Raw genomic sequence first — 24,187 nt, forward strand, 5'->3', positions numbered from 1 at the left:
TGTCGGGCATGGGCGGAAGATCTCGCGGCGGGAGTGGCGACGCGCCCGATCCGGCCCTCATCAGCGGACGCGCGCTCCATAAACCCCCCGGAGACCTCCCCATCGGTCGTCAGTACCAACGAGTACGTCGTTCACCGCCCAAGGCCGCGTGGCACTCAGGGAAGAGCGGCGCGGTCGCGGTCGCGGTCGGGAGTGAGGAGGTAGGCGATCGCCATGTCACCGAGTTCGTCCGCGTACCGGCGCAGGCCCGTCTCGCCCGTGGCGGGGTCGGGGCGGACCGAGTTGTGGAAGCAGGCGCCGAGGATGGCGCGGGCCACGGTGTCCAGCGCCGTGTCCGGGTCGGCGCGCCGGATCCGGTGCGCGTAGGGGGATGCCGCTTCGAGAAGGAGGCGGTGGACTTCGATGATGGTGCGTGCCCCGCGGTCCGATGCGCCGGCTCCCCGCGCGCGCAGCAGTTCCGGGAAGAGATTGCCGCTGCCCGCGAAGGACTGCAGCAGCGCGTGCGCGTAGGCGTCCATGACGCCGGACAACGATGGCTCGGCGGCGCGCAGTTGCTCGGCGACGTACTCCTCGCGCCGTTCCAGCATGCGCTCGGAAAGGGCGGTGATCAGCTGATCTCTGTCTTCGAAGCGGCGGTAGATCGTGCCGACCGAGACACCGGCCCGCTCCGCGACGCCAGTGATCGTCATCTCTTCCAGGCCGTCCGATGACGCGATTTCCTCGGCCGCCCGCAGTACGCGAGCCAGCGTCGCGGCGCTGCGCGCCTGCTGTGGTTCCCGGTAGGGCGCTGGGCGGTCCGGCTGATCATTCACGTCCCTGATGGTATCCGCGGCAGTCTCGGCAGCCATCCTTGACAAGCCCGGCGCTCCTCTAGGTACTCTCAATACGAGAATGCGAATTCACATTCGCATCGTAATGGAGGTTCGAGAATGACTGAGACACAGACGCCCCCGCCCGTCACCGTGACGCTTGCCTCGGGACCCACCGGCGGGAGCATCGACGACTTCGAGCTGTTCTACGCCCGTCGCGCCCTCGACCGCCTCAGGACGCGGCTGGGACACCAGGGGCTCCTCGATCTCCTGGCCGAGGACATCGAGGAGGGCAATGCCTTCCTGCGCGAGAGCGCGCGCACCTCCGACGGAGAATTCAAGGCAGGCACGACAGTGCTCACGGCGCAGGGCCTCACCTCGGGCGCGTTCCTGGCCTGGATGGACGAGGCGTTCGCGGGCAACGAGAGCGCACTCCTCGCGGCACACCCCGAGCACTACGTGATGGGCACGGATGCCATCGGAGCGCGCGTGGTGGAGAACATCGGCCCCCATGTCTGCTCCTTCTACATGGGCGGCTGGGGAACGGACGCGATGGCCTGGGCCGCGGACGCGGCCGAGCTCCTCCCGGAGTCCGAGTTTCCGCGCAAGATGTCCTCGAACCTGTTCCTGCCCGACGGCACGGTCGTCGGGCGTGCGCTGATCCAGTTCGGTGACACCAGCGACGGCTTCACCGCTGACCTGACGGTGTATTTCCCCGTCACGTGCCCGGACGACGTCCTGGAGCACCATCTCCGGCACTACGCCGTCGAGTTCAGGAACTGGATCATCGCCGCAGCGGCAGCCCGCACCTGAGGCAGCGCTCGTCAGCCGCAGACGCCGTCCGGTTGCGATGGACACACCCGCGTACCGAGCCGCCGGCGACACCCTCGCTCGGTCCCTGGATGACAGGTCGCAGCTGGGTAGCCGTACCTGAGAACCTGAGAACCCAGCGGGCAGCGTCACGGCGGTCGGCGTGCGGGTTGACGTGACCTGGGTGAGGCTGGGGGTCTGTGCCGCCCACAGATCGTAGGAGCACCCCGATGCCTGACCTCGGCCACGACCTCCTCTTCGGCTGTTTCGCGCCGCCCGAGGCTGCCCGCCATCGTGCCTTCGTACGACTGGCCCAAGAGGCGGACCAGGCCGGACTCGACCTCCTCGGGGTGCAGGACCATCCGTACCAGCCGGCCTTCCTGGACACCTGGACGCTGCTGTCGCATCTGTCGTCGGTGACCCGCCGCATCAAGCTGGTTCCCGCGGTTGCGAATCTGCCGCTACGGCCCCCGGCCATGCTGGCCAGGAGCGTGGCGACACTGGACCTCCTCAGCGACGGCCGGGTGGAACTCGGCCTGGGAGCAGGGGCGTTCTGGGACGCCATCGAGGCGATGGGCGGCACGCGCCGTACGCCCGGGGAGTCCGTGGCAGCGCTGGAGGAGGCCATCGGCGTGCTGCGCGCCTTGTGGACGGACGGACCGGGCGTACGGCTGAAGGGCACCCACTACCGGCTCGCGGGCGCTCAACCCGGACCGCTGCCCGCGCACCCGGTCGGCATCTGGCTCGGGGTCTACGGCCCGCGCATGCTGCGGCTGACCGGGCGGCTCGCGGACGGCTGGCTCGGCAGCGCCTCCTACGCCCCGCCCGAGAAGCTCGCCGGTCTGATGCGCGCCCTGGACGAGGGGGCGCGGACGGCGGGGCGGGAGCCGTCCGCCGTGCGCCGCGTCTACATCGTCGACCCCTCCTTCACCACCGCCCAGCTGACGGAACTCGCTCTCACCCACGGACTCAGCGGCTTCCTCCTGAGCGTGAACGCGGACGGCGCCGGCGCCCTGATGCGCTTCGCCGCAGAGGTGGCCCCAGCAGTACGCGAAGCGGTCGGACAAGAGCGCGGCACGCCCGCCGCCGCCGCACTCCCCGACGACGCCCGGATCGAGCACCGGCGGCTCGACCCCTCGAAACGCCCCGTCGCACCGCGGCCGCACCCGGACCGACCCGCCGCCGGCGCCGCCGGTGAGCGCGCCGCCCAGACCCTGGTACTGGTCCACGACAGCCTCCGCGACGAACTGGCCCAGCTCCAGCACGCGGTCGGCGAGGTCCTGGCCGGACGCGACAGCCCGGCCGCTGCCCGCTCGTTCCTCAACGCCATGACCATGCGCCAGAACTACTGGTCGCTGGGCGCCTTCTGCGCCACGTACTGCCGGATCGTCACCCAGCACCATCTGCTGGAGGACGAGGTGATGTTCGGCAAGCTGCGCGGTGCCCAGGAGGACCTCACGCCGGTGCTGGCCCGCCTGGAAGAGGAACACGAGCTGATCGCCTCGTTGATCGCGCGCCTGGACGAGGTGCTGGTCGCGATGGTCGAGGACCCGTCCCGCCTGGAAGAGGTCCGCACCGTCCTCGACAGGCTCGCCGACTGTCTCCTCTCCCATCTCACCTACGAAGAGGAACAACTCCTGGACCCGATCGCCCGCCACAACATCGTCGTCTGACCTCCCCCACGCGATGGTGACCCGGCGGCGTGCGCCGGGGCCGCTACGCCCGACTCTCGGCCTGTCATGACCGGGACGAGGGTGCTCAGGACGCAGCGGGTGCGTTGACCGGCATGGCGTTCTTGAAGTCGGTGAACGTGATCGTCGCTTCGATGTCGGGGTCGGACGCGAAGTGGGTCTTCTGGCGTACGCGCACGACTCGGCCCTCGTTGTCGATCCATGCGTCCGCGTCGATCGCGGTGGCGGGTCGCAGGTTGCGTCCGACGGTCCTGTCCACCGCCTCGACGTCCTTCGGCGTGAGGCGGGCCGATACGCGCATGGGTTCGCCGCCCTGGTGCACGGATGCGCTGTGACCGAGCATGAGCCGCACGTACTGCGGGAGCCGGTCCGTGGGTATACCGCCCTTTGCCGCCGACGCGAGGAACTCCTGCCATACCCCGTGAGTTCCGGTGGCGCGCCGGTACACCTTCTGCCGGGTGATCACGACGTCTTCGGTGTACTGCTCGGTCGTGTCTGTCGTGCGCCCTGTGAACGGCGCGTTGAGGTTGACCCGCCCCTCCATGAGCTGGAGTCGTCTGGGCCCCGACTGCGTGATGGCTCTGAGCGTGGCCGAGTACGGGGCGTCGGCGGCTGCGGCCAGCCGGTCGCGGACCACCTGGGGGCCGCTCTTCGGTGGTGCGGGCCGGCTCGAGGAGCATGCGGAGAGCATCAGCCCCAAGAGCACCAGAGTCAGGGGCGCTGTCCGGCGATGAAGCACAGGTAAATCCTCTGAGCGCCGAGCCCGAGCGGGAAACACACCGGGCCGCAGGTGGATGGTGGACTCATCCTGTCCGGCCTCGGAGATCAGGCGGGGCTCAGGGGGAGGTGGCGTGATCAAGAGTGCGTCAGACAGTTACGGAATTGCCTTCTCCACCCGCACAACCCATCGGTCGGCATCCGTCGCCGTCGAAGCGCGCGTCCAGCGGTTGACCTGCGCAGTCGGGCGGCCGGGATTCAAAGGGTGGTGCGGGTGCGGCGGACCACGCGGACTTCGGTGGTGTCCGGCGACTCCTCTCGGGTCTCGACCTCGCGGGCCAGGGCGGCGATGGTCGGGTGGGCGAAGAACTCCCGCATGGACAGGGCGATCCCCAGGGCCGTACGGAGCTTCGAGACCGCCTGCGTCGCCAGGAGCGAATGGCCGCCCAGGGCGAAGAAGTTGTCGTGTACGCCGACCCGGTCGGTGCCGAGCAGTTCCTGCCAGACCGCGCCCATCGCCCGCTCCACCGGGGTCGCGGGAGGCGTGTGCTCCTCCTCCGACGGCAGCTCCTTGGCCAGCGCCGCCAGGGCCTTGACGTCGACCTTGCCGTTCGGCGAGGAGGGGAAGCCGTCCACGGCGGCGAAGCGTGCCGGGATCATGTAGCCGGGGAGCGAGCGGCCCGCATGCTCCTGGAGGTCCCGCGCCGTCGGCGGCTCCGAGCCGGTCGCGGGTACAACGTAGGCGGCGAGCTGCCTGCCCCGGGTGGGGTGGTCCTCGGCGAGCACCTTGACCCGCGCCACCGCGGGATGGCCGGCCAGGGCGGACTCGACCTCGGCCAGCTCGATGCGGAAGCCCCGTACCTTGACCTGGTCGTCGGCGCGCCCCCGGTATTCGAGCAGGCCCCGCGCGGTCCACGCCACCACGTCGCCGGTGCGGTACATCCGCTCTCCGGGCGGGCCGAAGGGGCACGCGACGAAGCGCTCCGCCGTCAGACCCGGGCGCCCTGCGTAGCCGCGGGCGAGCGCCGCGCCGGCGAGGTACAGCTCGCCCGGCACACCGGGCGGCACCGGGCGCAGCCCGCTGTCGAGGACGTAGACCCGCGTATTGTCCAGGGGGCGCCCGATGGGGGCCGTGTAGGGCCAGGACATGGGGTCCGTCGGCAGGGCGAACCCGGTCGTGACATGGGTCTCGGCCGGTCCGTAGTGGTTCTCCAGACGGCATTCGGGCCGCTGCGCGAAGAACTTCCGCATGCGGTCCGTGAGCACCAGAGCCTCACCGGCCTGGGCCACCCGGCGCAGCGAGGCCAGCGGCAGGTCCTCGTCCTCGGCGATCTGGCAGAGCGTCTCGATGACGACGTTCGGCGCGTAGAGGCGGGTGATGCGCTCGCGGTCGGCCCAGCGAACGAACGCGGCGAAGTCGGCGCGGATGTCCATGTCCGGGATGACCAGCGTGTCGCCGGCGACCAGGGTGGCCAGGATCTCCTGGACACTGACGTCGAAGCTCGGCGTCGTGAACTGCGCCGTGCGCCCGCCGGCCGGCCCGGGATGGTTCCGGCCCTCCCAGGACAGCAGGTTGACCAGGGTCGTGCCGGGCATCAGCACGCCCTTGGGGCGGCCGGTGGACCCGGAGGTGTAGATGAGGTAGGCCGGGTGGCGCGATGAGGCGGGGCGCGCCCGGTCCGCGTCTTCGAGGTCCGCGGCCGGCTGCCCGGCGATGGCGGCGGCCTGTTCCCGGTCGTCGAGGCACAGCCGTCGGGCGGGGGCCCCGTCCAGGATCTGTGCGGCGAGCGGTGCGGTGGTCAGGGTGACCGCCGGCGCCGCGTCCCGCAGCATGTACGCGATACGGTCGACGGGCTGCTGCGGATCCAGCGGCAGATAGGCCGCGCCCGCCTTGAGTACGGCGAGCACCGCGACCACCAGCTCCGGGGTGCGCGGCAGGAGCAGCCCGACGACGTCCTCGGCGCCCACCCCGTCGGCCACGAGCCGGCGGGCGAGGCGGTTGGCGCGGGCGTTGAGTTCGGCGTACGTCAGCGTGAGCGCGCCGAAGCCGATGGCGGGGGCCTCGGGCGTGCGGGCGACCTGCCGCTCGACGAGTTCGGCGAGGCCCGCCTCGGGCAGCGGGCGGCCGGTGGCGTTCCAGTCCGTCAGGAGCGTGCGGCGTTGCCCGTCGTCGAGGAGTTCGACGTCGCGGGGGCGCTGGTCCGGGTCGGCCGCGATGGCGGTCAGCATGCGGACCAGGCCCGCGGTGAGCCACTCGGCCGTGCTCCGGTCGAACAGGTCGAGCCGGTAGGTGACGTACCCGCCGAGTCCGGCGGGGGCGGCCTGGGCGTCCCGGTGTTCGGTGATGTTGAAGAGCAGGTCGAACATGGAGTGGCGCAGGTCGAACGCGTAGTCCTCGACGCGCAGCCCCGGCAGCTCCAACTCGCCGCCGGCGTTGTTCTGGAAGGCGAGCATCACCTGGAACAGCGGGTGCCGGCTGACCGAGCGGTCGGGGTTCAGGGCCTCCACCAGGAGGTCGAAGGGCATGTCCTGGTTCGCGTACGCCGCGAGGCTGCCGGAGCGGGTACGGCGCAGGAGCTCCGCGAACGTGGCGTCGCCCGAGGTGTCCGTCCGAAGGACGAGGGTGTTGACGAAGAATCCGACCAGGTCGTCCAGGGCCTCGTCGGTGCGGCCCGCGAGCGGTGTCCCGAGCGGGATGTCCGTGCCGGCACCCGCACGGGACAGCAGGGCGGCGAGGGCCGCCTGGACGACCATGAACGTGCTCCCGCCGGTGCGCTCGGCCAGGGCGGCGAGACGCTGGTGCAGGGCGGCCGGAATCTCGAAGGGGACCATGCCGCCGCGGTGGTCGCTGTCCGGGGTGCGCGGGCGGTCCGTGGGCAGGTTCAGCTCGTCGGGCAGTCCCGCGAGGGCGTCCTTCCAGTACGCGCTCTGCCGGGCCAGGGCGCTGCGGGGGTCGTCGGCCTCGCCGAGGATCCGCCGCTGCCACAGGGCGTAGTCGGCGTACTGGACGGGCAGCGGGGCCTGCCCTGGGGCTTCACCCACGCACCGGGCGGTGTAGGCGGCGCCCAGGTCCCGCCAGAGCGGGCCGATGGACCAGCCGTCGCAGGCGATGTGGTGCACGACGATCAGCAGGATGTGGGCTCCCGGCGCCTCGGTGAAGAGGTGGGCGCGCAGCGGCAGGTCGGCGGTGACGTCGAACCCCTCGGCGGCCGCTCGGGCGACCGCTTCGGCGAGGCTGCCCGGCGTGCCGTCCGCGTCCGCGGCGTCGTGCCTCAGCAGGGGCATCCTGGCCTCGTGCGAGGGCAGGATGCGCTGGTACGGCTGGCCCGCGACCTCCGGGTACACCGTACGGAGGCTCTCGTGCCGCTCCAGGAGGTCGGCCAGGGCCGCTTGGAGCGCGGCGGTGTCCAGGGCTCCGGTGAGGCGCAGCGCCCAGGGCATGTTGTAGACCGCGCGCTGGTCCTCGAAGCGGTTGAGGAACCACAGCCGGCGCTGCGCGAACGACAGCGGTACGACGTCCGGCCGGGGACCCGCCTCCAGTGCCGGGCGGGCCGCGCCGCGGTCGCCGAGCCGGGGCGCGAGTTCGGCGACGGTCGGGCTCTCGAACACCGACCGGAGCGGCAGTTCCACCCCGCATTCGGTGCGGATGCGGGTGACCAGCCGTGTCGCCATCAGGGAGTGGCCGCCGAAGGCGAAGAAGCTGTCGTCGACGTTGTCCCAGGGGAGGCCCAGGATCTCACCGAAGAGCCCGCACAGCAGGCGCTCGGCCTCGGTGCGCGGGGCGCGGCCGGAGTGCGCGCCGCGGTCGGGGGCGGGCAGGATCTTGCGGTCGAGCTTGCCGTTGGGGCTCAGCGGCAGGGCGTCGAGCTGGACGAAGACGGCGGGCACCATGAAGGTCGGCAGCCGGCCGGCCAGGTGGGCACGCAGGGTGCCCATGTCCAGGGTGGCGCCGTCGGCCGAGGTGACGTAGGCCGTCAAATACGAGTCTCCCGGCCTGTCCTGGCGTGCCGTCACCGCTGCCTGGGCGATGGCGGGGTGGGCCGCGAGGACGGCTTCGACCTCGCCCGGCTCCACCCGGAAGCCCCTGATCTTGACCTGCTCGTCGGAGCGGCCGAACAGTTGCAGCACGCCGCCCTCCTGCCACTGGGCGAGGTCGCCGGTGCGGTACATGCGCTCGCCGGGCGCGCCGAAGGGGCAGGCCACGAACCGTTCCGCCGTCAGCCGGGGCTGGTGGGCGTAGCCGCGGGCGAGGCAGGCTCCCGCGAGGTACAGCTCGCCGGTCACGCCGATGGGCGCGGGGCGCAGCCGGTCGTCGAGGACGTAGGCGCGGGTGTTGCCGATGGGGCCGCCCAGCGGTGCGGCGGGCGGCCAGGCCGTGCTGTCCTCAGGGAGCGTGTACATGGTGACGCCGTGGGTCTCGGCGGGACCGTAGACGTTGTGCAGGCGCCGTCCGGGCCCGGCGCGGTGGAAGGTCCGGGTCCGCTCGCCGAGCGTGAGGGCCTCGCCGCCCTGGATGACGTCGGTCAGCGAGTCGAGGGGCAGGCCCTGCTCGCGCGCGCTCTCGTAGAGGGCCTCGATGACCGCGGTCGGGGCGAACAGCTCGTTCACCCGGTGGCGTTCGATCCAGCGGGCGAGCTGCTCCGCGCTGCGGCGGACCTCGTCCGGGGGCACCACCAGGGTCTGCCCCTGGAGGAGGGTCGCCAGGACTTCCTCGACGGAGAAGTCGAAGCCGATGGAGCAGAACTGCGCCGTACGGGTGCCAGGGCCTCCGGCGGGGAACGCCTCGCGGTGGGCGGCGAGCATGTTGCGCAGGCCGGCGTGGGGCATGAGGACACCCTTGGGGCGCCCGGTGGAGCCCGAGGTGTAGATCAGGTAGGCGGGGCCCGCGTCCCGGAGGGGGCCGCCGCGCTCGTCGTCGGTCAGGTTCCCGGCCGGCCGGGCCGCGAGGCCGGCGGCCGTCGCGGGCGCGTCGAGGCAGATCGCCGGGGTGCCGTCGGGCAGGCCGTCCCGTCGGGCCTCGTGCGTCAGCGCCAGCGCGGGCCGGGTGTGCGTGAGCATGTAGGCGACGCGCTCGGCGGGGTAGTCGGGGTCGACCGGCAGGTAGGCGGCGCCCGCCTTGAGGACGGCGACCATGCTGACGAAGGTGTCGAGGCAGCGCGGCATCGCCAGGGCCACGATCTGCTCGGGTCCCGCGCCGTGTCCGGCGAGCAGCCGGGCCAGCCGGTTGGCGCGGTCGTTGAGTTCCCGGTACGAGAGGGACTCGTCCTCGAAGATGAGCGCGGTGGCCTCGGGGGTCCGCGCGGCCTGCTCCTCGAACTGCTCGACGACCGTCCGGTCCGGCAGCGGCCGTGCGGTGGCGTTCCACGTCTCCAGGACCAGGGACCGCTCCTCGGGCGGGAGCAGCTCGCTCGCGTCGATCCGGTGACCGGGTTCGCGCACCGTCGAGGCCAGCAGGGTGAGGTAGTGGTCGGCCATGCGCCGCACCCGCGCCTCATCGAAGAGGTCGGTGGCGAAGACGAACCTGCAGAGGTAGCCGGACTCCTGTTTCTCCGCGTGCAGTTCGAGGTCGAAGCGGGTGGACTGGTCCGCGATGTCCACGACCTGCGCGGTCACGTCGCCGAGGTGCCAGGCGTCCTGGAGGTCGAGGTAGTTGCACAGGATCTGGAACAGCGGGTTGGCCCCCAGGTCGCGGCCGGGCGCGACCTCCTCGACGACCCGCGCGAAGGGTGCTTCCTGGTGGGCCTGCGCCCCCAGGGTCACGTCCCGGGTGCGGTGCAGGAGTTCCGCGAAGGTGGGGGTGCCCGAGAGGTCGGTGCGCAGGGCGACGGTGTTCACGAAGAACCCGATCGTGTCCTCGACCTCCGGGCGGGTGCGGTTGGCCACCGGGGTGCCGACGACGATGTCCTGCTCGCGCGTGTAGCGGTGGAGCAGGGCGTTGAGCGCCGTGAGCAGGACCATGAAGGGCGACACCCCCTCGCGGCGGCTCAGCTCGTCCAGCTCCCGCGCGAGGTCCGGGGGCACCTGCACGGCGACGGAGGCGCCGCGGAAGCTGGGAACGGCGGGGCGGGGCCGGTCGCTGGGCAGGTCCATGACGGGCAGGGTGCCGGACAGCCGGTCCTTCCAGTAACGGACCTGGCGTTCGACGTCGGCGCTCGCGCCTTCGCTCTGCTCCCACACCGCGTAGTCCGCGTACTGCAGGGGCACGTCGGGAAGCCGGACCTCCCGCCCGGCGGCGGCGCCCTCGTACAGGGCCCACAGCTCCCGGAAGAAGATCCCCTCGGACCAGCCGTCGGTGATGCTGTGGTGGAAGTTGACGAAGAGGTAGTGGCGGGTGGCGGAGGTGCGGTACACCCGGGAGCGCACGAGCGGCTCGGCGATCAGGGGGAAGGGGATGCGGCTCTCGGCGGCCAGCAGCCTGCGCACCTCGGTCTCGGCCGCGGCCTCCTCCAGGGCGGAGAGGTCCTCGCAGGGCACGTCGAGCGTCAGGGACGGCGCGATGTCCTGGAAGAGTTCCTCGCCCTGCCTGGTGTAGCGGGTGCGCAGGGCCTCGTGCCGGGCGACGACCCCGCCCACGGCGTCGCGCAGTACGTCGAGCCGCAGGGCGCCGTCGACGCGGACGGCGAACGCCACGTTGTAGGCGGCGTTGCGGCCGTAGAGCTGGTCGAGGAACCACAGGCGCTTCTGCGCGCTGGAGGCGGGGACCGGGCCGGTGCGCGGTGCCCGGGTGATGGTCCCGGCGGCGGGGGTGTCGCGCTTGCCGCCGCGGAGCTTCTGCAGGAGGGCGTCGCGCATCGCGGACGCGGTGGGTGCCGCTTCGTGCGCCGTCATCTCAGGCCTCCGCTCCGCTGGACAGGACGCGCCGGACGATCGCCACGGCGGCGTCGATGTCGGCGGAGGTGACGCCCGAGTGGGTGACGGCGCGCAGCCGGCCGTGGCCCAGCTCGGCCACCGCGAGCCCGAGCCGGCCCGCGGCGTCGGCGAAGGTCTGCCAGGTGAACCTGGGGGCTGTCACCCGGAACATGACGATGTTGGTCTGCACGGCGGCCGGGTCGGCCTCGATGCCGTCGGTGTCGGCCAGGCCCTTGGCCAGCCGCAGGGCGTTGTCGTGGTCGTCGGCGAGCCGGCCGGTGCCGTCGAGCGCGACGAGGCCGGCGGCGGCGAGGAATCCCGCCTGGCGCATGCCGCCGCCGAGCATCTTGCGGACCCGGCGGACGCGCCGGATGAACTCCGTGTCCCCCGCCACCATCGACCCGATGGGCGCGGACAGCCCCTTGGAGAGGCAGAACTGGACCGAGTCGGCGTACCGCACGAGTTCCGCGGCGGGCTTGCCGAGGGCGACCGCGGCGTTGAAGATCCGTGCTCCGTCCACGTGGACGGCGACCCCGCGCTCGTCGGCGAACGCGCGCACCTCGCGCTGGTAGTCCATGGAGAGCACCACGCCGCCGCAACGGTTCTGGGTGTTCTCCAGACAGATCAGGGACGGCAGGGCGAACTGGGGGTCCTCCGGGTCATCCGGGAATCCCGCCCGCAGGTCGTCCAGCGCCAGCCGGCCGTCGGCCTGGTTGGCGATGGGCTCGTAGGCGACGCCGCCGAGGACGGAGGCGCCGCCGGCCTCGTAGACGTAGATGTCGCTCTCCGCCCCGACCAGGACCTTCGACCCTCGGGGCGAGTGCGTCATGATCGAGGCGAGGTTGGCCATCGTGCCGCTCGGCATGAGGCAGGCGGCCTCCTTGCCGAGCAGGCCGGCGACCCTGGCCTCCAGTTCGTTGACGGTCGGGTCCTCGCCGTACACGTCGTCGCCGAGGCGCGCCCGGCCCATCGCGCGGAGCATGGCGGGGGACGGCAGGGTGAAGGTGTCGCTGCGTAGCTCGATCATGGGGGGTGTCTCCTGGAGCTGGTTCGTCAGTGGGAGGTCGGGGAAGTCCGGGCCGGGTCCCCGGCGGCCGCGAGGGCGGCGCCGAGGTCGTCGGCCAGGGCCTTGAGGTGCGGGGCGCGCACGATGTCGTAGTGGTCGGCCTTGAGCTCGCGCAGGACCAGGCGCCCCCGCGTCAGGGGAGCCCAGCGCGCGGCGGCCCCGGCGCGGGCGCCGTCCGTTCCCTGGTAGAACCTGACCGCCCCGCCGTAGGGCCGGGGCCGGTAGGCCGCCGACAGCCGGAGGTTGGTGCGGAATACCTCGTAGTGGCGGCCGAGCCGGGTGGCGGTGACGCCGGTGTCCGCGGACGCGGCGTCCAGGTGACGGGCGAGGGCGCCCAGGGCCTCGGCGACGTTTCCGGCCTCCGCGGGTGCGGCCACGTCGGCCGGCAGGACGGCGCCGGCGGCCCCGCCGGCGGAGCCGAGCACGTCCGCCGCGAAGGCCTCCAGGAGTTCGGGCTCCCCCGGCGGCGGCCCCGCGTCCGGGAAGCCGCTGTCGATCATGGCGAGCAGTACGGCTTCCTCACCCTCCTCAGCGAGCCGGCGGGCCATCTCGTACGCGACCATCCCGCCGAACGACCAGCCGCCCACGGCGTACGGGCCTTCGGGCCGGACCGCGCGTACGGCCCGAAGGCACCGCTCGGCCAGGGCCTCGACCGAGTCGGGCAGCTCCTCGCCGTCGGCGAGGCCCGGCGCGGGCAGCGCGTACACCGGCTGCTCGTCACCGAGGGCGGTGGCCGTCTCGCGGTAGCAGGTCACTCCCCCGCCGACGGGATGGACCAGGAACAGCGGGGCTCGGTGGCCGCCCCCGCGCATCGTCACGAGGTCCGCCGAGCCGTCCGCCGCGCCGGGCTCCCGCCGCAGCAGCGCCGCCTGGCCCGCGATCGTGGGGTGTTCCAGGACCGCCGCCACCCCGAGCGCGCGCCCGAACTCGGCGTTGATCAGCGACACCAGGCGCACGGCCATGAGCGAGTGCCCGCCCAGGGCGAAGAAGTCGTCGTGGACGCCGAGTTCCGTGGCGTCCAGGAGCCGCTGCCACAGGCGCAGCAGCCGTTCCTCGTCGGCGTCCGAGGGCGGGGTCGGCGCGCCGTCGGCACGCGCCGCGCCGGGCGCGGGCGGTTGCGGGAGCGCCTTCCGGTCGAGCTTGCCGCTGCCGGTGAGCGGCATGGCGTCGATCCGCGTCCAGGTGGTGGGCACCATGTGGGCGGGAAGCCGCTCGCGCAGGTACCGGGCCGTGTCCGCCGGGTCGGGGTCCGCACCGGCCGCCGCGACGACGTACCCGACGAGCCGGTCCTCGCGCAGGACGACGGCGCATTCGGCGACGTCCGGGTGCCCGGCGAGGACCGTCTCGATCTCCTGGAGCTCGATGCGGAAACCCCGCAGCTTGACCTGGGAGTCCACCCGGCCCCGGTATTCGAGGGTGCCGTCCGGCAGCCGGCGGGCCAGGTCGCCGGTGCGGTACATGCGCCGCCGCACGCCGTGCCGGTCGGTGTGGTGGATGAAGCTCTGCTCCGTCAGGTCGGGGCGGCCGTGGTAGCCGTCGGCCAGCCCCACACCGCTGAGGTGCAGCTCGCCCGTGACGCCCACCGGGACGGTGTGTCCGCGCCGGTCCAGGACGTGGGTCCGCATGTTGGCGATCGGGCGGCCGATCGGCACCACGCCGCGCCCGTCGTCCCGGCATAGCCAGGCGGTGACGTCCACGGCGGCCTCGGTGGGCCCGTAGAGGTTGTGCAGCTCGGCCCCGAGGACCGCGAAGAAGCGGGTCTGCAGGTCGTGCGGCAGTGCCTCGCCGCTGCAGATGACCCGGGTGAGGCCGGTGCACTCCCGTGCCAGGGGCTCCTCGACGAACGCCTGGAGCATGGACGGGACGAAGTGGGCCGTGGTGATCCCTTCTGCGGTCACCAGGCGGGCGAGCCGGGCGGGGTCACGGTGCGCGCCGGGCCGGGCGTGCACCAGCGTCGCGCCGGCGAGCAGCGGCCAGAACAGCTCCCACACCGACACGTCGAAGGTGTAGGGGGTCTTGTGCAGGACCCGCTCCCCGGCGCGCAGGCCGTACTCGTCCTGCATCCACAGCAGCCGGTTGCAGATGGCCCGGTGGGACACCACGACGCCCTTGGGCGTGCCGGTCGAACCCGACGTGAAGATCATGTAGGCGGGGTCCTCGGGCGCGCTGGCGACCGGCTCCGCCGCGCCGCGGCCGTCCGAGGCCGGTCCGGCGCCGGAGTCCGCCCGTACGACCGTGATTCCCGGGGCGTCGTCGAGCCGGGAATCACCCGGCTCGGCCGTGACGACCACGGAGATCCCGGCGGCATCGAGGACCTGCCTCAGGCGCAGGTCGGGATGGTCCGGATCCAGGGGCACGTACGCGGCCCCGGCCTTGAGGACCGCGAGCAGGGCGACGGACAGGTCGAGCGAACGCTCCAGATACAGACCGACGAACTGCCCCCGGTCCACGCCGTGGGCACGCAGGGCGCGGGCCAGCCGGGCGGCCCGTTCGTCGAGGGCGCGGTAGCTCAGCTCCTCCCCTTCGTAGCGGACGGCGGGCGCGTCGGGGCGCAGGCGCACCTGCTCCTCGATCAGGGTGTGCAGGACGTGAGGTCTGTCGTAGGTGCGGTCGGTGGCGTTCCACGACGCGATCCGCTCGTGCTCGGCGGTCGTGAGCAGGTCCGCGTCCTCGTAGCGCCCGTCGGGGTCGTCCGCCATGGCGGCGAGCACAGCGGCGTAGTAGCCGTGGAACGCGGCGATCTGCTCCTCGTGGAACTGCCCGGCGTCGTACCGCAGTCCGAGGGTGAGCTGCTCGTCCGGGCTGCCGGCCGCGAACTCGGCGCCGAAGGGGAGGTTCGTGGGCGCGGTGCCCTCCGCTTCGAGGACGACGACGTCCCCCTGCCGCGCGGCGGTGTCCTCGACGTGGAAGCGGGTGTAGTTGAAGAAGCTCTCGAACAGCCCCGCCCCGCCGGTGCGCCGCATGATCTCCGGCAGCGGGAAGCGGCGATGGGGCTGGATGCCGACGTCCTGGCGGGCCGTCTCCTCGATCAGCCCGGCCCAGCTGCCACCGGTGAGGCGGCCGCGGAACGGGAGCGTGTTGAGGAAGACGCCGAGCGTCTTGTCGGCGTCGCGTTCCTCACCGCGCCCGTTGTAGACGACGCCGGTGACCACGTCCTCACCCCCGCTGAGCAGGCTCATCACCCGCAGGTGGGCGGCGAGGAGCACACAGCGCAGGGGTACCCCGAGGCGGGCGGCCAGGGCCGGGAGCGCGGCCGTCACCTCGGGGGCGAGCGGGGCCTCATGGAAGCGCATGTCCGAGCCGCCGCCGCGGTGCGGGGGCCGGTCCGGGCGCGGCAGCCGGGTGAGCGAGGCGCCGTCGAGCTCCGCCGTCCAGTACGCCGCGGTCTCCTCGTCCGCCAGCGCCGCGGCTTCCAGGGCGACGAAGTCGGCGAAGCGCGAGGCGGGCGGGGCCGTGTCCGGCTGCCCGGTGCCGGCGACCGCGACGGCGTAGCGCAGCAGCAGCTCGGCGAAGAGCGAGCGTTCGCTCCAGCCGTCCAGGATGGCGTGGTGCTCGGTGACGAACAGCTGCAGGGTGTCCTGCGTCAGCCGCTGGACGTGGAACCGGATCAGCGGTGCCCGCTGCCAGTCGAAGGGACGCTCCTGCTCCCGCGCGCCGCGGGCCTCGACGGCCGCGCGCCGGTCCTCGGCGCCGAGATCGGTCACGTCCTCGTGGGTCAGCGGGAGTTCGATGTCACGGTGGACCAACTGCGCCGGTTCGGAGAGGGAGTGCAGGTCGAAGGAGGTCCGCAGGATCTCGTGCCGGCCGATCGTCTCGGCGACCGCGGCCCGCCAGGCGGCGACGTCCCAGCGGGCGCGGATGCGGTAGGTGGAGGTGTTGTGGTATTCGGCCGTGCCGTTGGTGGACAGCCCGCTGTGGAACAGCATCCCCAGCTGCGTCCGGGTCATCGGGTAGGCGTCGTCGAGGCCGTCCGGCAGCAGGGCGCGGTCCGCCGGGGACAGCAGGTCGAACGCCTCCCGCCGGGCCTCGGGCTCCGCGCGCGGGGTGCGTACGGTGACGGCGCCGGCCAGGCCGCGGATGGTCTGGCGGGTCATCAGGTCGGTGAGTCTGAAGTCCAGGCCCGCCTCGCGGGCCAGGGAGAGCAGCTGGATGCTGCGGATCGAGTCGCCGCCGAGGGCGAAGTAGCCGTCGTCGATGCCGACCCGCTGTCCCAGGACCCGGCCCCAGATGTCGGCGAGGGTGCGCTCGACTGCGGTGCGCGGCGCGACGTGGTCCTCGGACCGGCCCGACGGGCCCTGCGCGCAGTGCGGTTCGGGCAGCCTGTCGCGGTCGACCTTCCCGTTGGCGGTCAGCGGGAAGGCGGGCAGCACGGTGTACGAGGCCGGCACCATGTGCTCCGGCAGCAGCCGGGCCAGATGACCGCGCAGGGCGTCCGCGTCGGGAGCCGTGGCCCGGGTGGCCGCGTACGCGGCCAGGTAGGGGTGAGCGGCCTCGTCGGTGCGCAGCAGCACCACCGAGTCAAAGACGTCCTCGTGAGAACTCAAGGCGGCCTCGATGTCACCGAGTTCGATGCGGAAGCCGCGCAGCTTCACCTGTCGGTCGACGCGCCCGCAGTATTCGAGGTCGCCGTCGTGCAGGACGCGTACAAGGTCTCCGGTGCGGTACAGGAGCTCGCCGGCGCCGTCCGCGAACGGCGCCCGTACGAAGCGCTCGGCGGTCAGGTCCGGACGGTTGAGGTAGCCGTCCGCCAGCCCGGCCCCGCCGACGTACAGCTCGCCGGGAACCCCGGTCGCAACGCTGCGCCCGTGCCGGTCGAGGACGTGCAGCCGCAGGTCGGGGATCGGCCAGCCGATCACGCTCCCGCGGCCCTCGTCGAGGTCCCGCAGCGAGATCGGCCGGTAGGTCACGTGGACGGTCGTCTCGGTGATCCCGTACATGTTGACGAGCCGCGGCGAGGTGTCGCCGTGCCGTTCGAACCACTCCCGCAGGGCGGGCAGGTCCAGGGCCTCGCCGCCGAACACGACCAGGCGCAGGGCAAGGGCGGCGGACGCCTCCTTGTCGGCCCGCATGAGCTGGTAGAAGGCGGACGGCGTCTGGTTGAGGACGGTCACCCGCTCGGCGCTCAGCAGCCGGTGGAAGGCCTCGGGGTCGCGGCTCGTCTCGTAGGGCACCACGACGAGGCGGCCGCCGTACGCCAGCGCTCCCCACAGCTCCCACACCGAGAAATCGAAGGCGTAGGAGTGGAAGAGGGGCCACACGTCCTGCGGTCCGAAGCCGAACCAGTGGTCGGTGGCGGAGAACAGCCGGGCGATGTTGCGGTGCGGGATGAGCGTGCCCTTGGGCCGGCCCGTCGAGCCGGAGGTGTAGATGACGTACGCGAGGTCGTCCCCGGTCACCTCGGCGGCCGGGGCGGTCCTCGGCTGCCCGGCGATGGCCTCGGCGTCCTCGGCCAGGTCGATGACCCGGCCGCCGGCGCCCTCCCACCACACCGGCACGCCCTCGCCCACCACCAGGGTGGCGACGCCGGCGTCCTCGGCCATGGGGCGGAGCCTGTCGGCCGGGTAGGCGGGGTCGAAGGGGACGTAGCATCCGCCGGCCTTGAGGATGCCGAGGATCGCGACGACCAGGTCGGCGCTGCGGTTCATGCTCAGGCCCACCAGGTGTCCGGGCCCGACACCGGCCGCCCTCAGGTGGTGGGCCAGCTGGTTGGCGCGGCCGTCCAGCTGACCGTACGTGAGGTGCTCGCCGCCGTCGACCACCGCGACGGCGTCGGGCGTGCGCGCCGCCCACTGCCCGAACCGCTCGTGGCACGGCTGCGGCGCCGGTCCGGCCGTACGGCCCTGCGGCGGGGCCGGGGCCTGCCGTGCGAGCTCGGCGTCGGTCAGCACGCGCAGGGCCGAGACGGGCGCGTCGGGGTTGCGGACGATGCTCTCGATCAGCACGCCGTAGTGCTCGGCCAGGAGGGCGACGGTCTCCGCGCCGAACAGATCGGCCCGGTACTCGAAGGAGCACTCGACGCCCGTCGGACCGTCCGTCGCGTCGAGCAGCAGGTCGAACTTGGCCTGGGACAGGGGCGTCGGGAGCCATTCGACGTCGACGCCCGGCAGGGTCCAGGCCAGGTCGCCGGCGCGGTTCATGCCGAACATCACCTGGAACACGGGGGACGCGGCCGCCGCGCGCTGCGGGTTCTTCATGTCCACGAGCCGCTCGAACGGGATGTCCTGGTGGTCCTGGGCCTCCAGGACCCGGTCGCGGACCTGCCCGAGCAGTTCGCGGAAGGCCGGATCGCCCGCCAGGTCCGAGCGCAGGACCGTGGTGTTGACGAACAGCCCGACCGTCTTCTCGAACTCCTCGCGGTTGCGGTTGGCGATGGGCGTGCCGACGAGGATGTCGTCGAGCCCGCTGTAGCGGTTCAGCAGCACCTTGAAGGCGGCGAGGAGCCCCATGAAGAGCGTGCCGCCCGCCTCCTGGCACAGGCCGCGCAGCGCTTCCACGGCCCGGTCGGGCAGCTCGAAGACATGGATCCCGGCGGTGCCGGGTGCGGGCGCGTCCTGCCGGCGGGGCCGGGGGGTGGGCAGTTCGAGCAGCGGGAGGTCACCGGCGAGCCGCTCCTGCCAGTAGCGCTCCTGCCGGGCGGCCGCCTCGCTCCGCAGCCACTCGTCCTGCCACTCGGAGTAGTCCGCGTACTGAATCTCCGGCGGCTCCTGGGCGTCCGGCGCGCCCGCGACGAGGCTCGCGTAGCCGCGGGAGAGTTCCTCCAGGAGGATGCCCGTGGACCAGCCGTCGGTGACGATGTGGTGCGCGTCGATCAGCAGCACCGAGGTACGGGCGGACCTGCGCAGCAGCGCGACCCGGAACAGCGGTCCGCCGAGCAGGTCGAAGGGCCGGTCGCTCTCGCGCCGTACCCACCACGCGACGGCCGCGTCGTCGTCGGCCACCTCCTCGGCCCGCCAGTCCACCCGGCCCTCGGGGCTGACCAGTTGGAGCAGCTCGCCGTCGCGCACGGCGAACCGGGTCCGCAGCGCCTCGTGCCGGTCCACCAGGCCCTGGGCGGCCTCCCGCAGCGCCTGTTCGTCGACCGTGCCGGTCAGCGTGTAGAAGAGGGGCACGTGGTAGGTCGACGCGTCGCCGGCCAGCTCCTGTAGGAAGTACATGCGCTTCTGGGCCCGCGAGGCGGGGAACACATAGAACTCCTGGCCGACGGCGCCGCCCGGCCGGCTCGTGGTCGCGGCCTCCGACTGGCTTGCACTCAACGTGAATTCCTGTTCTCTCGGTCGCGGGTGGTCCAGGTATCAGCCGGCCGTGATCCCCACGCGTCGGTCACCTGCCTGGAGCGGCGGGTAGACCTCGAGGGCGTCCGCCGGGTGGTACTCGATGTCGATCGCGGTGCCGAGGCCCAGCTCGGTGGCCAGTTCGAGGAGCACGTCCAGGGCCACGTGGTCCTCCAGGGCGAACCCGGTGGAGTCGAAGACGGAGGTGCGCGTCCGGTGCGGCTGCGCCAGCTCGGGCTTGGCGCACAGGTCGGCCAGGTGCGCGCCGACCGCGTCCGCGCCGAGCTGCTGGCACTCGCCCTCGCGCAGGGCCTGCTCGATGTGGTCGGTGCAGATGAACGACCGCTCCAGCAGGTCCTTCGGCAGCTCTGTCTTGCCCGGCAGGTCCGCCCCGATGGCGTTGATGTGCAGGTGCTCGCGCACGCCGGCGTCCTGGAAAACCGGGCCCGCGCCGACCTCGACCGAGGTGGCGGTGCACAGGATGTCCGCCGCGGCGACGACTTCGGCGGCCGAGGCGATCTGTACGTCGAGGCCGAGGAACTCCACCCGTTGCGGGAAGCCGGCGACGTGGCGCGGGTCGATGTCGTGGACGAGGACCTTGCTGATGTCGAAGTCCCGGCTGAGGCCGTGCAGTTGGGTCACCGCCTGTGCGCCTGCGCCGATCAGGCCGACCACGCTGCTGTCGGGGTGCGCGAGCAGCCGGCTGGCGACGGCCGAGGCCGCGCCGGTGCGGATCGCGGTGAGCACGACCCCGTCGGCCAGGGCCATCAGTCGGCCCGTCACGTCGTCGAAGCGGGCGACGGTGCCGAGGATGGTTGGCAGCGAGCAGTGTTCGGGGTTGCCCGGAGAGTAGGCGACCGTCTTGAGCGTGACGCTCTTCCCGGGCTCATGGTGCGGCATCCACTCCAGGCAGCCCTGGCCGTTGGCCTCTCTGATGAATCCGTCACGGGCGGGGGTGATGCCGCCCTCGCCGTTCGCCAGTGCGCGTAAAGCGACGAGGAGGCGGTCGGTGACCCGGTCCATCACCTGGTCCCGGCCGATGGTGCCGATGATGCGGGCTATGTCCCGCGCGTCCAGAACTACAGTGGTCATGAGGGAACTCCGTGGTAGTGGGTGCTCCTGAAGAGAACAGGGAAACGAAGGGGTACGGGGTTCACCGGGACGCGCCGTCGGTGGCCTCGACGAGCGACCGCGGCCGCATGTCGGTCCAGGACTCCTCGACGTACTTCAGGCACGACTCGCGGTCCGCCTCGCCGTAGACCGTCTCCCAGCCCGCGGGGACCTCCGCGAAGGCCGGCCACAGGGAGTGCTGTCCCTCGGCGTTGACCACGACGTGGAACGTGCCGTCGGCGTCCTCGAACGGATTGGGCATGGTTGGTTTTCCCCTCTGCTGTCGGATGGGGCCGGTATCGGATCGGCGGGTATCGGATCGGCGGGTGTCGGACGCGTCCGGTCGGACGGACGCCGTACGGGGCGGCTCAGCCGCCGAGTTGCTCGAACAGTTCCCTGACCTCGTCCTCGGTCATGCTGTTGACGCGTTCGGCCAGCAGGCGTTCCACCTCGTCCCCCATCGCCGTGATGGTCGGCATCCCGAAGACGTCCTGGAGGCGCAGCTCCACGCCGAAGCGCCGGCGGATGCGGGAGGCCAGCCGCGTGGCGACCAGGGAATGGCCGCCCAGCGAGAAGAAGTTGTCGAGCACCCCCACCTTGTCGACGCCCAGGATGTCGCCCCAGATCTCGGCGAGGTTCTCCTGGACGGGCCCCTCAGGCGGTACGAAGGCCAGTTCGGAGTAGTCCCGCAGCCGGTCCGGCTCCGGCAGCGCCTTGCGGTCCACCTTGCCGTTCGGGGTGAGCGGGAAGGTGGCGAGCAGCAGGACGAACGACGGCACCATGTAGTCGGGCAGGTACGCGCAGACGTGCCGGCGCACCGCTTCGGGCGTCGGGCCGGCGGCGCCGGTGTCCGCCACCACGTAGGCCACGAGCCGCTTCAGTCCGGACGCCGTCTCCTGGACGACGGTGAGCGCCTCCTTGACCCCCGGGTGCCGGGTGAGCACGGCGTCGATCTCGCCGAGTTCGACGCGCATGCCGCGGATCTTGACCTGGTGGTCGGAGCGCCCGACGAACATCAGCGAGCCGTCCGGGCGCCGGTATCCCCGGTCGCCGGTGCGGTACATGCGCTCGCCGGGGGCGTACGGGCTCGGCACGAACGCCGCCGCCGTCCTGGCCGGGTCCCCGAGGTATCCCCGGGCCAGTCCGATCCCGCTGATGTACAGGTCCGCGACGACGCCCACCGGGACTTCCCGGTGCAGCTCGTCGAGCACGTGGATCTGGTTGTTGTCGAAGGGCAGGCCCACGCTGACCGCACCGGCCGTGTCGATGTCGGCGACCGAGCAGGTGTGCGTGGTGGAGTCGATGGAGACCTCCGTGGCACCCCAGGTGTTGTGCAGGGCGCCCGGCAGGACCTCGTGGTAGCGGCGCACCAGCTCTCCGGAGAGGGCCTCTCCGCTGGAGACCGTGGTCCGCAGGGCGCTCAGCAGCTCGCGCCGGCCCGCATCGACGTGGTCGACCACCGTGGCCAGCATGCTGGGCACGACCTGGAGGTGCACCGTGCGGCTGCGGACCGCCGCGTCGAGGATCTCCACCGGGTCACGGTGGAGTCCGGGGTCGATCAGGGCGATCCGGCCCCCGGTCATCAGCGGCCAGAAGAGTTCCAGCGCCGAGTCGTCGAAGCTCAGTGTGGTCTTGTGCAGGACGCTCTCGCCGGGCCGCAGGCCGTGCAGGCGCTGCATGAACGCCATGCGGTTGACCCAGCCGCGGTGGGTGTTGGCCACGCCCTTGGGCCGTCCGGTCGAACCCGACGTGTAGTAGACCGACACCAGGTCGTCGGGGTGCACGGGCGCATCGGGGGACGTCGCGTCGTAGGCGTCGATCGTCTCCCGGTCCGAGTCGAGGAACACGGTGTGCCGCACCTCGGGCACGCTGTCCCGGTGCCGTTCGAGGGCCAGGCACCAGTGGGAGCCGGCGTCGTGCGCGATGGTGTTCAGCCGGTTGCGCGGCGTGCCGGGGTCTAGGGGCAGGTAGGCCGCGCCCGCCTTGAGGATGCCGAGCAGCCCGGCGACCATCTCGACGGAGCGGTCCATGCAGATCCCGACGACCGTGTCGGCGCCCGCGCCCGCCGTACGCAGGTGCCTGGCCAGCCGGTTCGCCCAGGCGTCGAGCGCGCCGTAGCTCAGGTGCTCGTGTCCGTGGACCACGGCCACGGCGTCCGGGGCCGCGGCCGCCCGCTCCTCGATGAGTTCGTGCAGACACCGGTCGTCGGGGAACGGCTGGCCGGTGGCGTTCCACTGCCGCAGGCTGAGGTGTTCCTCCTGCGACACCAGCCCGTACGCGGCGAGGGCGCGGTGCGGATCGTCGAGTACGCCCTCCATCAGGGTGCGGTAGACGGAGAAGAACCGCTCCGCCGTCTCCGGGGCGAACAGCTCGGTGTTGTACTCGAGTTCGCATTCGAGGACGCCGCCCGGGGCCTGGGCCATGAACATCGTCATCTCGAACCGCGCCGAGCCGTTGGGCACGGGGAAGAACTCGACCTCGAGGCCTTCCAGGGCGAGCCTGCGGTCGAAGTCGTTCTGGAAGGCGAACACGACCTGGGCCAGTGGCTGGTGGCCGGTGAGGCCGCCGCCGCCGAGCCGGTTGACGATGCGGTCGAAGGGGACCCGCTCGTGCTCGACCGCCCGGCGCACGGTCGCCTCGATCCGTGCCGCGTAGGAGGCGAAGGTCTCCCGGCCGTCGTACGTGGAGCGGATCGGCAGCGTGTTCACGAAGAAGCCGATCAGCTTCTCCAGGTCGGGGTGCGGGCGGTTGGCGACGGGCGTCCCCACCACGACGTCGGCCTCGCCCGTCCAGCGGTGCGTCAGCAGGGTGAAGACGGCCAGGGACAGGGAGTACGTCGACACTCCGCACTGCCGCGCCACGTCGGCGATCCGGGCGGTCTCGGCGGCGTCGAGACCGGCCAGGATCGCCTCGCCGAGCGTGGTGGTGGCGCTGCCGCGCGGGGTGTCGGTGCGCAGCGCCGGCGCGAGCGGCGCTCCGCGCAGTTCCTCCTCCCAGAACCGCAGTCCGCTCTCCATGTCCTCGGTCGCCGTGTGGCGTTCCCAGGCGGCGAAGTCGGTGAACTGGACGGGCAGGGGCGCGGCGCCCGCGGCGCCGGCGAACCCGATGGCCTGCCGGTAGCCGCTGCTCACCTCGTCCAGGAAGAGGGTGTTGGACCAGCCGTCGGTGGCGATGTGGTGGAGCGTGAAGAGCAGCGCCCAGGCGTCGTCGCCGACGCGGAAGGCGTGGGCGCGCACGAGGGGTGCGGCGGTGAGGTCGAAGGGGCGGCGGATCTCCCCGCGCAGGAAGCCGCGCAGCCACGCGTCGCCGCCCTCGGCGTACTGCTCGCGCAGGTCCCGGGTGTCCAGGTCGAGCTCGACGCCCTCCCGCACCAAGAGCGCGGGAGCGTCGCCGTCCAGGACGAACGCCGTGCGCAGCGCCTCGTGGCGGTCGACCACCGCCTGGACCGCAGCCCGCAGGGCCGCCGTGTCGAGCGGTCCCCGGACGCGGTGGACGAGCGGCTCGTTGTAGGCGGGGTCGTCGGGGTCGAGCTGGTGCAGGAACCACAGCCGCTCCTGCGCGTGCGACAGCCGCAGCGGCCGGCCCCGGTCGGCCGGCGGAATGGGCCGGGGCGCCGCCGCCTGTGGCAGGGCCTGGTCGGCTCCGGTGAGACGGTCGGCGAGGGCGGCCGCGGTGCGGCCCTCGAAGAGCCAGGTGAGCGGCACCTCCTGCTCGAACTCGATGCGCACCCGCATGATGAGGCGCGCGGCGAGCAGTGAATCTCCGTGGTCGAAGAAGTCGGTGCCTGCGGCCAGCTCCGGCCGGCCCAGGACGTCCCGGAAGAGGGTCGTCATCCGCGCCCGTACGGCGTCGGCGGTCATGCTG

At 72.5% G+C, this 24,187-nt stretch carries 10 protein-coding genes; 2 read left to right on the forward strand and 8 right to left on the reverse strand.

Annotation, left to right across the window (positions count from 1 at the left end; all coding sequences use genetic code 11):
* Nucleotides 1-155 precede the first annotated feature (155 nt).
* On the reverse strand, nucleotides 156-812 hold the full coding sequence (locus ACZ6S6_RS10905; RefSeq protein WP_362964301.1) for a TetR/AcrR family transcriptional regulator: 657 nt from the start codon (nucleotides 810-812) through the stop codon (nucleotides 156-158).
* A 117-nt stretch (nucleotides 813-929) separates the two neighbouring features.
* Between ACZ6S6_RS10905 and ACZ6S6_RS10910 the strand changes: the two genes are divergently transcribed.
* The gene (locus ACZ6S6_RS10910) at nucleotides 930-1,622 is read left to right on the forward strand and encodes a hypothetical protein (RefSeq protein WP_362964299.1); all 693 of its coding nucleotides are present in this window, start codon (nucleotides 930-932) and stop codon (nucleotides 1,620-1,622) included.
* Nucleotides 1,623-1,849: 227 nt separating this feature from the next.
* Nucleotides 1,850-3,292 (forward strand): LLM class flavin-dependent oxidoreductase, encoded by a 1,443-nt coding sequence (locus ACZ6S6_RS10915; RefSeq protein WP_469704927.1) that lies wholly within the window; start codon nucleotides 1,850-1,852, stop codon nucleotides 3,290-3,292.
* Nucleotides 3,293-3,377: 85 nt separating this feature from the next.
* Here the strand turns inward: ACZ6S6_RS10915 and ACZ6S6_RS10920 are convergent, their stop codons facing one another.
* From ACZ6S6_RS10920 to ACZ6S6_RS10950, 7 genes are all read right to left on the reverse strand, one after another.
* Nucleotides 3,378-4,049 (reverse strand): hypothetical protein, encoded by a 672-nt coding sequence (locus ACZ6S6_RS10920; RefSeq protein WP_469704929.1) that lies wholly within the window; start codon nucleotides 4,047-4,049, stop codon nucleotides 3,378-3,380.
* A 236-nt stretch (nucleotides 4,050-4,285) separates the two neighbouring features.
* A complete protein-coding gene (locus tag ACZ6S6_RS10925; RefSeq protein ID WP_469704931.1) occupies nucleotides 4,286-10,855 on the reverse strand; it encodes an amino acid adenylation domain-containing protein in 6,570 nt (2,189 codons plus the stop codon).
* 1 nt (nucleotide 10,856) lies between these two features.
* Nucleotides 10,857-11,903: a GntG family PLP-dependent aldolase gene (locus tag ACZ6S6_RS10930; RefSeq protein ID WP_469704933.1), complete on the reverse strand. Its 1,047-nt coding sequence runs from the start codon at nucleotides 11,901-11,903 to the stop codon at nucleotides 10,857-10,859.
* A 26-nt stretch (nucleotides 11,904-11,929) separates the two neighbouring features.
* Entirely contained in the window at nucleotides 11,930-19,195 is a 7,266-nt protein-coding gene (locus tag ACZ6S6_RS10935; RefSeq protein ID WP_469704935.1) for an amino acid adenylation domain-containing protein, read from the reverse strand.
* A 39-nt stretch (nucleotides 19,196-19,234) separates the two neighbouring features.
* The gene (locus ACZ6S6_RS10940) at nucleotides 19,235-20,305 is read right to left on the reverse strand and encodes an ornithine cyclodeaminase family protein (RefSeq protein WP_469704937.1); all 1,071 of its coding nucleotides are present in this window, start codon (nucleotides 20,303-20,305) and stop codon (nucleotides 19,235-19,237) included.
* 61 nt (nucleotides 20,306-20,366) lie between these two features.
* Complete coding sequence (locus tag ACZ6S6_RS10945; RefSeq protein WP_362964285.1) at nucleotides 20,367-20,585, reverse strand: MbtH family protein; 219 nt, start codon at nucleotides 20,583-20,585, stop codon at nucleotides 20,367-20,369.
* A gap of 106 nt (nucleotides 20,586-20,691) precedes the next feature.
* Nucleotides 20,692-24,183, reverse strand: coding sequence for a non-ribosomal peptide synthetase (locus ACZ6S6_RS10950; protein ID WP_469705013.1), 3,492 nt, complete (start codon nucleotides 24,181-24,183; stop codon nucleotides 20,692-20,694).
* Nucleotides 24,184-24,187: the final 4 nt, after the last annotated feature.

It is taken from the genome of Streptomyces sp. NPDC048671 (genome assembly GCF_055587045.1).

What these genes read in the sequence shown, in the direction of transcription:
- ACZ6S6_RS10910 (WP_362964299.1), top strand. Translation starts at nt 930, where the DNA reads ATGACTGAGACACAGACGCCCCCGCCCGTCACCGTGACGCTTGCCTCG.
- ACZ6S6_RS10915 (WP_469704927.1), top strand. Translation starts at nt 1,850, where the DNA reads ATGCCTGACCTCGGCCACGACCTCCTCTTCGGCTGTTTCGCGCCGCCC.
- ACZ6S6_RS10925 (WP_469704931.1), bottom strand. Translation starts at nt 10,855, where the DNA reads ATGACGGCGCACGAAGCGGCACCCACCGCGTCCGCGATGCGCGACGCC.
- ACZ6S6_RS10930 (WP_469704933.1), bottom strand. Translation starts at nt 11,903, where the DNA reads ATGATCGAGCTACGCAGCGACACCTTCACCCTGCCGTCCCCCGCCATG.
- ACZ6S6_RS10940 (WP_469704937.1), bottom strand. Translation starts at nt 20,305, where the DNA reads ATGACCACTGTAGTTCTGGACGCGCGGGACATAGCCCGCATCATCGGC.
- ACZ6S6_RS10945 (WP_362964285.1), bottom strand. Translation starts at nt 20,585, where the DNA reads ATGCCCAATCCGTTCGAGGACGCCGACGGCACGTTCCACGTCGTGGTC.
- ACZ6S6_RS10950 (WP_469705013.1), bottom strand. Translation starts at nt 24,183, where the DNA reads ATGACCGCCGACGCCGTACGGGCGCGGATGACGACCCTCTTCCGGGAC.